Origin of the sequence: Flammeovirga pacifica, assembly GCF_000807855.2 — a bacterium.
Taxonomy (GTDB): Bacteria; Bacteroidota; Bacteroidia; order Cytophagales; family Flammeovirgaceae; genus Flammeovirga; species Flammeovirga pacifica.
In genome coordinates, this window is the sequence record NZ_JRYR02000002.1 from 247149 (window position 1) to 260157 (window position 13009).

The 13009-nt window shown below is 32.4% G+C and carries 7 protein-coding genes and 1 riboswitch; of the genes, 6 read left to right on the plus strand and 1 reads right to left on the minus strand.

The features are described from left to right. Positions 1-214: 214 nt before the first annotated feature. Positions 215-799 carry a hypothetical protein gene (locus tag NH26_RS20260; protein ID WP_044217900.1) on the minus strand — a complete coding sequence of 195 codons (585 nt, stop codon included), beginning with the start codon at positions 797-799 and terminating at the stop codon, positions 215-217. Between the two features lie 180 nt (positions 800-979). Beyond that, positions 980-1153, plus strand: a riboswitch (cobalamin riboswitch). 105 nt (positions 1154-1258) lie between these two features. On the opposite strand from NH26_RS20260, the gene NH26_RS25165 reads away from it, so the two are divergent. From NH26_RS25165 to NH26_RS20285, 6 genes are all read left to right on the plus strand, one after another. Beyond that, positions 1259-2614 carry an InlB B-repeat-containing protein gene (locus NH26_RS25165; protein ID WP_044217902.1) on the plus strand — a complete coding sequence of 452 codons (1356 nt, stop codon included), beginning with the start codon at positions 1259-1261 and terminating at the stop codon, positions 2612-2614. Positions 2615-2679: 65 nt separating this feature from the next. After that, a complete protein-coding gene (locus tag NH26_RS20265; protein ID WP_044217906.1) occupies positions 2680-3603 on the plus strand; it encodes a hypothetical protein in 924 nt (307 codons plus the stop codon). A gap of 134 nt (positions 3604-3737) precedes the next feature. Further along, positions 3738-5162: a DUF4465 domain-containing protein gene (locus tag NH26_RS20270; RefSeq protein WP_052431759.1), complete on the plus strand. Its 1425-nt coding sequence runs from the start codon at positions 3738-3740 to the stop codon at positions 5160-5162. Between the two features lie 105 nt (positions 5163-5267). After that, a complete protein-coding gene (locus tag NH26_RS20275) occupies positions 5268-7241 on the plus strand; it encodes a TonB-dependent receptor plug domain-containing protein (protein WP_044217907.1) in 1974 nt (657 codons plus the stop codon). 2 nt (positions 7242-7243) lie between these two features. Continuing rightward, positions 7244-8314 (plus strand): YncE family protein, encoded by a 1071-nt coding sequence (locus NH26_RS20280; protein ID WP_139263214.1) that lies wholly within the window; start codon positions 7244-7246, stop codon positions 8312-8314. A 362-nt stretch (positions 8315-8676) separates the two neighbouring features. After that, entirely contained in the window at positions 8677-12780 is a 4104-nt protein-coding gene (locus NH26_RS20285; RefSeq protein WP_158021985.1) for a hybrid sensor histidine kinase/response regulator transcription factor, read from the plus strand. Positions 12781-13009 lie beyond the last annotated feature (229 nt).

Below are 13009 nucleotides of genomic sequence, written 5' to 3' on the forward strand. Positions count from 1 at the left end.
CATCTTTGAGGAATTTGATGAAAAAAATGAGTCTAAATCATCCATCTTTAAGCTGTATCTATAAAATTGAGCTCATTGTATTGAATCTGATCTCATTCTTTTTTTACCATTTATGAGTCGAAAACTTTTTGATAAAAAAAACACCTCACACAAAAAAATATAATTTGCGTGAGGTAAATTTATTGGATAAAGAAAAAAGTCTTTTTTTAATGGATTATATCAATTGAGATATTTGTAGACTATTACTTGCTACAATTTCTTCATCTAATTCTTTATCAGCTACTAACCTTGGAGATATCATTATTTCAGCATGCCAATCGGAACCTATATTATTTTGTTGAACACCAAAGGTATATACAGCAATTTCATTTTTATGCTGTACCATTTGTGTTAATTTTTTTTCAAATAACCATTGATCATCACTAGATTTTGATTCTTTCCAATCTTCATTTTTAATAAATGAATGTTCTATCATCGTTAAGCTTTTTTGAATGGATTCTATATCAGAATTTTCTAAAGTTAACTCCACTTTTACAAGCTTATGATTATCATAAACAGGTTTTAAAGCTACTACTTCACCTAAAAACATTATTTGATAAACACCATAAAGATCAGGGGAAACATTATATTTTTCTTCCATAGTTTTTGCCACCTGTTTGGGTGTCATTCCCATGTCTAATCCATTGAAAATATTAATGTTATTTTGTGTCTGATGACTAACAGATGGTTGTACTTCATATTGAGCTTGTGCATTAAAAGCAATGAAGAATAAGGCGAATACATATAATAGCTTTTTCATAAAGATTGTTTTTTGTGATAATTTTAGGTTTTTTAACGTCGCAATTAGGTCTAAATGTTCATATGATTAGGTTTTGTTAAAAAATTAAATTTTTTCATTATAAATTTTCAATAAACAATACGACTAATTAAAAGCTCTAAATCAAGGTGATTTCTATCACTTTATTACTTTCAAATTAACTACACCTTTGCTGTGCATTGGTTCCGAAAGGAGAATAGGGAATCTGGTGAAAATCCAGAACTGTACCCGCAACTGTAATGCTCAAAATACTTAAATCAAGTGCCATTGTTTTAACGAGAAGGCGATTTAAGAAAAGAGTTAAGTCAGGAGACCTGCCAAGCACAATTATTCGATGAAACTTCGGGAGTTAAGTATCATATGAGACACTACACTGTACATTACTGTGTCTTTTATTTATTTCCCCAAGTTCATCCTAATAGCATAAAAACAAAATTAAAGATGAACAAACAATTCTTTTTCAAACAATCCATTTCAGTCCTATTATCCATTCTATTATTTGTTGGTTGTAATTCAACAGATGACAAAACAATACTTGATATACATACGGTATCATTTGATACAGATGGTGGTAATACTATTGAACCTGTTGAAGTAAACGACGGTAATCAAGTAAAAGAACCTACACAACCAGAAAAAGTAGGGCATGAATTTTTAGCTTGGACAATTAATGAAGAAACTTTTGATTTTGAAACACCTATTACTTCAGATATTACATTATTAGCCACTTGGGAGGAGTTAGAAGTAACTTATCAAGTAACCTACTCATTTGATAATGGAAAAGAAGATAGTGTAGTAACTGTACTCGAAGATCAAAAATTAGAAATACCTTCTACACCTGTAAAAGAAGGATATCTTTTTAAAAACTGGTCGATTGATGGCGCTCCTTATGATTTTGAAACACCTGTTACTCAAGATATCACACTTACTGCAGTTTATGAAGAAGTAATTGATCAGTTTGTGGTTAGTTTTGATCCTGATAATGGTGGTCAATTACAACAAGTAACTGTAAATGAGGATGAAATGGTGCAAGAACCTGAAGCTCCAACAAAAGAGGGTTATGAATTCGTAGGTTGGTATTTAGGTGATGACTTGTTTGATTTTACTACTCCTATTACATCCAATATTACCATTATTGCGAAATGGGAATTAGGTGCTGGTGAAACAACTGTAACTTATGCGACTATGTCTCCTGAAGATTTCCAAGCAATGGAACTAGGGGAACATGCCATGGTAAAAGCACAATTAAACCGTCTAGGTAGAGGATGGGCTTGGGGTACCGAGGTGTTTTTAATTGATGAAGAAGGGAATAATACAAAAGATTTATATACTACTTCTAACTATGGATGTTTCACATTTCCATTAGTATTCTCTGCAGGAGATGCCCAATTGGATGGTCAAACATTTGTATTTGATTTAGTAAAAGATATTTACATGTCTTCACCACAAGTTGGTTTTGCTTATGAAAGAAATGAAGAAGTGAACGGACAACCTGCATACAATGGTATGAAATGGTTAGCACCTATGCGTCATGGAATCGAATTCTTTGATGAGGTAGTTAGAGGGAATATTAGAAAAGTGACTTTTGATGAAACAGTAAAAGTTTTAGTTGGAGACACAGAAATTTCTTTTGTTGAATTGGACGACGCAGGTGAATTAATCAATTTAACTTCAGACCAAGTAAGTCTTTTTGATAGCTTTTTAGGAAAAAATCAATATGTAAGAACTATCACAAAAGAAGGTAAAATATACTCTGTTTTACATAATGGAGTACCACAAATAAAAGATTCAATTTAGATTCTATTAATAAATCTGGGTAGGGGAGCAGCTTTGTTGCTTCCCTACATTTTATTGAAAAAAAAATGAAGTACATTAAATATTTTGTAGCGGTTTTACTCCTAATCTTATCATTAGGAAGTTGTCAAAATACCAACGACGAAGTAGAGCAAGAGAACATTTATAAACCTAATGAAAACCCAAATGCCACACCTTGGATTACAGAAGTTTTAGATTTTTCTCCAGCCCCAGGTCAGTTTTTAAATAAGGTAGATAACGATCAAGATACGAAAGATTACATTGTAGGAGATACATATACTTTCTTGTCTTTAGGAACTTTTGGAGGTTCAGTTTCTTTTAAATTTGATCATTCAATAATGAATCAAGAAGGAAATGATTTAGCCATTTACGGTAATCCTTTTGAAGGTAGTTCTGAGCCAGGTATTGTCATGGTTTGTCAAGATTTAAACGGTAATGGCTACCCCGATGATAACGAACCTTGGTATCAGTTAAAAGGCAGTGAGTACTATAAAAATGAAACCAAACATCATGTATCAGTTACTTATTATCGTCCTTCTGCTACAGAAGATCAACATCTTATTAAATACAAGAAAGTATATGCAGGTAACACCGAGGAAGGGATTTTAGACTTTACTCCTGTTATACCGTGGCATCCACAACCTATGTTCCCATCTTTCTATCAAGAGAATGAAATAACATTTACGGGTACTCTTTTAGAGTCCAATGTTATTGTTGATGATGGGATTTATTATAACAAAGCCTACGACTGGGGGTATGCCGATAATAAAGGCTACGAACAAGAAGGAAAATTAAGAGCTGCAGACTTGTTTGATATTAGTAATGCAGTGGATGATAACGGCAAAAGTGTAGACTTAATTGCTATTGATTTTGTAAAAGTCTATACCGCAACAATTGATATTAATGGTAGAATCGGTGAACGATCTACTGAGGTATTTAAAGCGGCTGATCTATCCCTTCTTGATAAATAAATTATAAATAATTAGAGAGTACTGCTTCGATTTCATTTTAAATAAATAAAAATCACCGTCTTATGAAAAGTGAGAAAGGTGATACTAAACACGATCTAATTACGCTAAATCATACTTAATAACGAGATATAAATATGTATAAACAAACAAAAAACTTCAATCTGCTTCTTCTTTTGTTATTCTTAATTTTTACAGGATGTAACAAAGAAAACGATGAGTCTTTAAAAGTGTTTAAAGTCACATTTGAGACCAATGGGGGTACCTCAATTAAGGCACAAGAAATTGTGAAAGGTGGGGTAGTCAAAGAGCCTTCAAATCCTGAAAGAGTGGGTCATGAATTTATTCAATGGACCAAAGACGATGAAACTTATGACTTTACAGAAGAAGTAAAAAGCGATTTTTCTTTAATGGCAGAGTGGAAAGAATTGGAAGTGACACACAATGTTACTTATCAATTCGATAATACATCAAAAGATAGTGTGGTTACTATTATCGAAAACGAAAAACTTGAGGAACCACAACATCCTTTAAAAGAAGGGTTTATTTTTAAATATTGGTCGGTAGATGGTTCTCCATTCGATTTTAAAACGCCAATTACAGCAGAAATAACGTTAGTAGCTGTTTATGAAGAAGTAATCAATCAATTTGTAATCACTTTTGATCCTGATAATGGAGAACAATTACAACAAGTAATCGTTGATGAAGATGAAAAAGTAACCGCTCCAGAAGATCCAACTAAAGAAAAATTCATCTTTAGCGGTTGGTATGTTGGAGAAGAGCTTTTTGATTTTGATACTGAAGTTACAGCAGATATTACACTAAAAGCAAAGTGGGAAAGTGCTATTGCTTATGTGAATTTAAATGATGGAACACTAACAGCGACCAACACCTATTGGTGGGGTAAAGGAGGAAATTATTACGATACTTTTAATGAGAAAGATTGTTACGATGAAAAAGTAATTGATGGTATCGTGAAAATTAGTAACCTAAACTTTCTTGATATGATGACTAAAATGGGATTGGCAATTTCTAATTATGATCATTCTACTGTAGATCCTTCAGGTTATCCTGCCAATCAATTAGATATTCAATATGCTGCATACCCGGCACCTGTCGAAAATGGAGAGCAATATTTGGTAATGTACAAATCACCGAAATCAATGGGACCTACTTGGAATCCCGATAGCTTAGTATTCGTACAACCGGTTCAATTGAATACCATCTCTTTTACGAACAATGCCTATGGTTATTTAAGTATGAAACAAGGGGATTGGATGGCAAAGAAATTTGCTGATGGAGATTGGTTTAAAGTTACTGTAACAGGTTGGGATAAAGAAGGAAACACAACGGGATCTATTGATGTATCTCTTGCGGAAGGCGAAGATATATTGGATGTATGGAAAGCAGTTGATCTTTCTACTTTAGGAGTAGTGAGTAAACTTACTTTTGATATGTCATCTTCTGATCCCGCTACTAGACCTCCAGGAGATTTTAATACACCAATGTATTTCTGTATGAAAGACATTAGTTACTATAAACAGATCGAAGAAAATAAATAATAATGATTCATTGTAGAGACTTTTATAAAAAGGTAGATAAGAACAATCAACCATAACATTTTTATAAAAGTCTCTACTATTGATTGTAATAACATTCAGACAATAATGAATACAATTCATGAAATATTAAACCATAAAACCTGCATCTTGATTGCCATCTTGATGATCGGTTTCTCGTATTCATCAAAAGCACAATATGCCGACAGTACTGTTTATTTACATGAAGTAGAGGTAAAAGCGGAAAAAATACCAGAACGTTTGAGTTTTAAAACGACGCAAATCACTAAAGAAAAAATTGAACAATATTTATCAGCTTCATTAGGCGAATTACTAACACTTCAAACACCAATTTTTATCAAAAGTTATGGGGCTGGAGGTACGGCAACACCCTCTTTTAGAGGTACTGGAGCATCTCATACTCAAGTCTATTGGAACGGTATTAATCTAAATTCTCCGATGTTGGGTCAGGTAGATTTATCGTTATTTCCCGTTGCATTTACAGACGAAATCACCATTAATTATGGAGGGTCTAGCTTGTTGCAAGGCACAGGCGGTCTTGGAGGAGGCATTCAAATGAATTCTAAAGTAGTTTTTGAAGACCATACAAAAGTGATGGCTTCACAAACCTTCAATACCTTAGAGAATAGTATTACTAACGCAAGTGTTACTTTAGGTAACAAAAAGCTACAATCTACCACAAAGTTATTTTATAAAAATGCTCAAAATAGATTTGAGTTTGAAAACCCACTTCAACCTAATTCTCCAACTTGGGTCAACGATCATTCTGCTCAGATTCAATATGGAGCAATGCAAGAGTTGGCATGGAAAGTCAACGACCAACATCAAATTCAATTGAACGCATGGTATCAAAAAAGTGATAGAGAACTAACGCCATCCATGGACAGTAAAGAGGGAGATAGTTGGCAGGGAGATGATTCTTTTAAGCTTTTAGGGAATTGGAAATTTACCAACGATCGTTTAAAAACAGAATTTATTACAGCACTTTTAATAGACGATCTTTGGTATAAACGCCAACTAAATAATGATGAAAACCCTAAAATGACAGCATCGGATTCACGATCGGTACAATGGCAAAATCATTTTAAAACAACGTATCAGCTTACACCAAAAATTCTAATTCGTGGAGGGGTAGACGATTATTACGATCAGATTCATAGTAACGCCTATCATTCTGTAAACGATACCACCAATAAAGAAGTAGCGCAACATACTTTAGACCTTTATGCAGGAGTAGATTGGGTGATTTTTGATCAAACTACTTTAAGTTTTTTGGCTCGTCAGGAATGGATAGATGGCGATATTAAACCATTCTTACCAAGTTTAGGTATCGATACAGATATTAATCCATACGATAAAGTAGTGGTTGGAGTAAGAGCAAATGTATCTAAGAACTTTCATGCTCCTTCCTTAAACGATAGGTACTGGTATCCTGTAGGAAACCCTGATTTACTACCCGAAGAAGGATGGACCTACGAAGCTACTTTCAAACTCCGTTCTAATACCACCTCTAATTGGCAATGGAAATATGAATTGACGGGCTTTAATAGTTTAATCGATAATTGGATTGTATGGAAACCTGCCGTCAGTAATTTATGGCGACCTGAAAATTTAAAAAGAGTACATTCTCGAGGACTTGAACAAATTGCGGAAGTAAGTTATAAGAAAAACGATTGGAACTTTCATTTGTATACATCTATTTCAATGGTTCACTCAGAGAATACAGAAGCGAACGACGAGTTAGATCAATCGGTAGGAAAACAATTGATATATACTCCTGTAGGTTCATTTCAGGGGTATTTTCAAGTGAATTATAAAAAATGGTATAGTATAGTAGAGCAACAAATATATGGAGAAAGGCTTACTCAGACCGATGGGAGTGAATATTTACCTCCTTATTATCTGACAAATTTGACTATTGGAAAACAGATCAAATGGATGAACTCAACGTGGGATGTAAAAGCAAGAGTGGAAAATATCTTTAATTATCATTATCAGTCGATAGCTAGAAAACCAATGCCAGGAAGAGTTTTTCAATGCACCCTCACTTATAATTTTTAAAAATGAAATACACAATATATATAGCACTGTTTCTGTTGGTTGCTTGTAATACAGCACAAGACAGTATGCCGGTCTCTACAGAAAAAGAAGTAGATAAAAATATCACTTTTGAAAAAGGAGTGTATGTAGTGAATGAGGGTAATTTTGATTGGGGAGTAGCCACTTTATCGCATAAAAGATATGCTTCTGATACAGTAAACAATGAGTTGTATAAAAGCATCAATAATTTTGAATTAGGCAATGTAGCACAGTCTATGACTTTCATTAATGAGGAAGCATATATATGTGTTAATAACTCTTCTAGAATCGATATCATGGAAGAGAAAACAGGGAAGTGGATGGATCGTATTGATATTCCTAACAGCAGCCCCAGGTATTTGTACCAAGTAGATGAACAAAAAGCTTACGTAACAGATTTGTACGCAGATAAAATTTATGTGATTGATCTAAAAAGTAATGAAGTTGTCAAAAATATCGTTACTACGGGTTGGACAGAGAAGATGTGTGAATTGGATGATTATGTGTATGTTACCCAAACAAAAACAGTTTTTGATAAAAGAAAAGGAGGACAGTTATTACTAAAATTAGACACTTCTACCGATGAAATTGTAGATAGTTTAGCTTTACCTATTGGCCCAATTGATTTAGTAGTTGATAAAGACGAAATGATATGGGTTTTATGCAATGGTGGCTTAGAGGAACTTCAACCAGCATTAGTACAAGTAGATCCTACGTCGTTTAGCATCAAAAAATCTTTCTCTTTAAGTGCAGATGATTATCTAAGTATGCCCTCAAGGTTAAGAATAAATAAGGAGAAAGATCAATTGTTTTTTATTCAGAAAGATGTCATCCAACAAGATATTTATGCCGATCATTTTGAACGAAAAGTTATAGTACCACAAGGGAGAAGGTTGTTTTATGGTTTAGGTGTCAATCCAAATAACAACGACATTTATGTCACCGATGCGATTGATTATGTCCAAAAAGGATGGGTGTTTCAATACAATATGATGGGGGCGAAATTAGATTCTTTTCAAGTGGGAGTGATACCCAATGAGATTGTTTTTCAGTAGGTCAATGAAATGGATGGAAAAAGTATTTGTAAAAAAAGATTCTGATCTATCCATACCATTTATTTTTACAGGAAGTTAATAGTTAAATCAATAGGAGTGATTTTTTAATAAAAACAGTTGCCACTCCCCAACGATATTTTTGTTTTTGATATTCAGTACTTATTCTAAGTGATTTTTTTTGTTAAGTTTCTTTAGCTGATGATTTGTTTGTTTACAAAAAATTGAATGTATTTTTGTTTAAATAAATTTTTTACATTCATCATAAGAGGAATACTCCCTAAATTATCTAGCAAATTTTTTCGAAAACTAATTACAAGAATATGTATTCAATAAATGAGATGAATAGATTTAATATTAACTTAATGAAGAAGTATTTTTTCCTTTTACTACTTGCTTTAATATGCATTAATCAATATTCATATTCAGAGAATACCTTTTCTAAAACAAAAAGTTACTCAATGAGTGATGGCCTTTCCCATTATGGTGTAACATCCATTTTAGAGGATCATAACGGATTGTTATGGTTGGGTACTTTTGATGGATTGAATTGCTTTAATGGTTTTGATTTTAAAATATTTAGGAATACAGGAGAAGTAGAGAGTATTACTAATAATAGAGTTCGATCGCTTTACCAAGATAAAAACAACAACATTTGGGTGGGTACGGAACGTGGCATCTCATTATACAATTATCAAGATCAAATTTTTCAAACTTTATATGAGGCGGAGTCAGCAGAAGTACATATTAATGGAACTACGATCAACCACATATTCAAGTATCAAAATCAAATAATTTGTGTATCTGAGCACAATGGATTATACTTTTTTGATGAAGAAACGTATGAGCTTAAGAAGTTTATTACTATCGAAAGTCAAAAGAAGAATGGCTTTTATTACTATGGTTTAGTTCAGTTGGATCACCATCTCATTATATCAACTATTGATGGGGTAATTATCTACAATTTAGAAAAAGACACCTATAGAGAAATAAAATTAGAAGGTTTAAAAAACACGAGAGGAATTACGATAACTCCGGATAAAAAACATGTCTTTATCGTAGGGAATTCCGGTATTTATAAATATGAAATCAACGAGAATAGTGAAGATATCCTATCTTTTTCAGATAAATACTTTACCAAAAACAGGTTTAGAAGTATTTACTGTGCTCAAGATAATCAGCTTTATTTAGGACATATTTCTACAGGTTTAGACGTGATAGATGATTATCACGAATTGCAAAAGGAAGTTCGACTAAGCAAGTATAAAAATAAAGTAAGTTTACCTTTAGATAGGGTGAGTGTGTATGCCCTCAATAAAGAGAGTGGAGATTGGATAGCATCTTTTACAGAAGGGATATATCATATTAATAATAGATCTCAAGATTTCAGTAATTTTAAAATTCCTAATAACCAAAAGCAACGTTTTCCAAAGAAGAGCCAAGTATTAAGCATTAATCAATTTGATCAAAACACCTTATTGTTTAACGTCAATTTCAGAGGAGTCTACTGTTATGATATCGCTCAAAATCAATTTTGTGGACTTGAAAATCGGCTGAAAAATTTTGATACTAATCAGGTAAATAATCTTTATTTGGATAATGAAGATAATAAATGGATTAAGAGTATTTATAATTATGGTCATATCTATTTTCAAGAAAAACATTCTGATAAGTGGTTGAAAATTCACGATAGCAGATTTCCTTTTTTAGATAAACTGAATATTAAATCAGTTGCCAAAGATAGATTTGGTTATTATTGGTTAGCAACCAATGAGGGATTGTTCCGTTTGGAGATTAAAAACAATACTTTAATTGATGCACAAGAATTAAAGAAATTCAAACAGCAAACGAAGAACTTATCAAGTGAAATGAGATATATGTACCTTGATCCTTTAGTTGATGTGGTGTGGGTTGGTACAAGATTGAACGGATTGATTCGTATTCAGAATAAAGATCTTCCATTAGATGCATTAGAAACACAACAGTATGTGCATTCATCCAAAGATCCCAATTCGATATCAAGTAATCACATTACTTCAATTATTCGATTACCTAATAAAGAACTTTGGGTGGGTACAGAAAGAGGGGGAGTATGCCGTGTAACAAAAGATGCTTCTACTTATAGGTTTAAATCATTTAGAGAGAAAGAAGGTTTAGATAATAACGTTGTTAAATCAATTTTATCTGATAAAAATAATAATCTATGGATTAGTACTAACAAAGGATTAAACGTATTGAATACTAAGACGTTTGTGATTCGAACCTTCAGTAAAGAAGATGGGATGCTTGTGGCACCTTTCGAAAATACATCGACATTATTAGAAGATGGCAAGATGGTTTTTGGAGGGGCAAATGGATTCTGTATTTTTCATCCCGATAGTATCTCAGAAGAATCTTATCCTAAACTGAGACTTGGAGAACTAAAAATCTATAATCAAGAAGTACAGCCCAATAAAAGTGTGAGCGATCATATCATTCTCACTCAAAACCTCAATAGTACAGATCACTTTTCCTTAAATTATGATCAGAATGTATTTTCTATTGAGATGCTGTCTTTACATTACAGTAATCCTAAAAGTCATTTACTAAAATACAGACTCTTACCTATTGAAAAAGAATGGGTAGAAGTGACCTCAGATCTAAAGACAGCAAGTTTTAATAGTTTACCTCCAGGTAATTATACATTTGAGGTAGCCACTTCTAATTCAAATAAAGATTACGGCAAAATTAAAAGCATCTCTATAGAGATTAAACCACCTTATTGGAAAACGGTTTGGGCCTACATTATTTATGTGATACTCGGTGTGGTATTAATAGGCATAACCATAAAGTTTTTGCTGCACCTTACAGGTCTAAAACATCAGTTGCAGATTGAACAATTAGAATACAATAGACTGGAAGAACTAAATAAAACGAAGCAACAGATGTTTATGAACATCTCGCATGAATTTAGAACTCCTCTTACGCTGATATCTGGACCAATACAGGTGTTATTGAAGATGTTCAGTTCACACAAAGAAGCTTTTGAGCATTTAGATTTAATTAATAGGCAGTCTAAAAAAATGTATCAGTTGGTCAATCAAGTACAAGATTTTAATAAGGCAGAACAAAGTTTACTTAAGTTACAGCTAAAGTCTTTTGACCTTATTGAACTATTGGCCAACGTGAAGGAAGATTTTGATCCTTTAGCCAAAAAACAAAATAAGGTGTTTCGCTTAAAGGGAGAAGCAAATAAAATATTTATCAATGCGGATTACGATAAATTGGAAATCGTATTGAATAATCTATTAAATAATGCCTTTAAGTTTACACAGGAAAAGGATTCGATCACTATGGAGTATTCATCGAATGCTGATGGAATTGATTTGTATATTACAGATAGCGGACAAGGAATATCTGAAGAAGATGTACCCTTTATTTTTGATCGATTTTATCAATCTAAAACCAATACGTCTAATATAGGATCAGGAATTGGTTTGGCCTTTTCTAAAAAGTTAGTTGATCTACATTTTGGTACAATTAAAGTATCTATTAATGATAAAGAAGGGACCACTTTCCATGTCTTTATACCAACAAAGGTGAGTAAAGAAAGTCAATTTAATGAGGTGAGACTAAGTCAATTGTTAGAAGAAGAAAGCCACGAAGAGAGACAGAAATTATTACCCGATAATCTGGCGCTTCCTGAAATAAAGATAGATGAAAACCTTAAAGACCAAACGGTATTTTTTGTAGAAGATAATCCTGACTTAAGAGAATTTGTTCAATCGGTTTTAAGCGATCACTTTAATATTAAAGCGTTTGAAAATGGTAGGAAATGTTTAGATTATTTAGAAAAAGAGTGGCCTGATTTATTACTATCGGATATTCTGATGCCAGAATTAAATGGTTTAGAGTTATGTAACTCATTAAAGTTAGATATTAGAACAAGCCATATTCCAGTGATTTTATTAACCTCAAAATCGAGTGTTGAAGATAAAATTAGTGGTTTGGAAATTGGTGCAGATGCTTATATCACCAAGCCTTTTGATATGAAACACTTAATTACTTCTATCCAAATGCTTCTAAAAAATAGATTACTATTAAGAGAGCGATTTAAGATAGATGTACCTATAGAATTAGAAAGAAAATCAAACGATAAAAACGATAAAATTTTTATTGATAAGTTGTATCAATTGATGGAGGACAATTATTCTAACGAAGAACTAGACATTAATTTCTTTGCTAAAGAATTGTATTTAAATAGAACACACTTCTATCAAAAAGTAAAGGCAATAACTAACCATACTCCCCTTGAGTTATTGCGTATGTTTAGATTAAAAAAAGCAGCAGAGTTGTTAGTTCAGGAAAAAATTCCTGTATCAGAAGTTTACCTTCTTACGGGTTTCAAAAGCCGAACTCACTTTACTAAAATGTTTAAAGATACTTATGGATTAACTCCTGGTAAATATGGGAAATCAACAAAAGCATAACTATAGCTAAGCAAAGAATTGGATGAAATTTAATGTATTTTTTTATCACATTAAATGACATTATTGATACTAAAACAGACAAAATATGTAGGTTAAATCCCTATTAATGAGTTGTTTATTTGAAATAAAGACATTGAATTAACAAAAAAAGACAGTTGTAGAAATCTTAAATTCTACCTTTGATTCATTAAAGGGCGAAAGTACAATTATTACTATTTTTTAACTGACC

Excerpts from the sequence above, each read along its gene's own strand:
- NH26_RS20260 (WP_044217900.1), bottom strand. The coding sequence starts at position 799 with ATGAAAAAGCTATTATATGTATTCGCCTTATTCTTCATTGCTTTTAAT.
- NH26_RS25165 (WP_044217902.1), top strand. The coding sequence starts at position 1,259 with ATGAACAAACAATTCTTTTTCAAACAATCCATTTCAGTCCTATTATCC.
- NH26_RS20265 (WP_044217906.1), top strand. The coding sequence starts at position 2,680 with ATGAAGTACATTAAATATTTTGTAGCGGTTTTACTCCTAATCTTATCA.
- NH26_RS20270 (WP_052431759.1), top strand. The coding sequence starts at position 3,738 with ATGTATAAACAAACAAAAAACTTCAATCTGCTTCTTCTTTTGTTATTC.
- NH26_RS20275 (WP_044217907.1), top strand. The coding sequence starts at position 5,268 with ATGAATACAATTCATGAAATATTAAACCATAAAACCTGCATCTTGATT.
- NH26_RS20280 (WP_139263214.1), top strand. The coding sequence starts at position 7,244 with ATGAAATACACAATATATATAGCACTGTTTCTGTTGGTTGCTTGTAAT.
- NH26_RS20285 (WP_158021985.1), top strand. The coding sequence starts at position 8,677 with ATGAAGAAGTATTTTTTCCTTTTACTACTTGCTTTAATATGCATTAAT.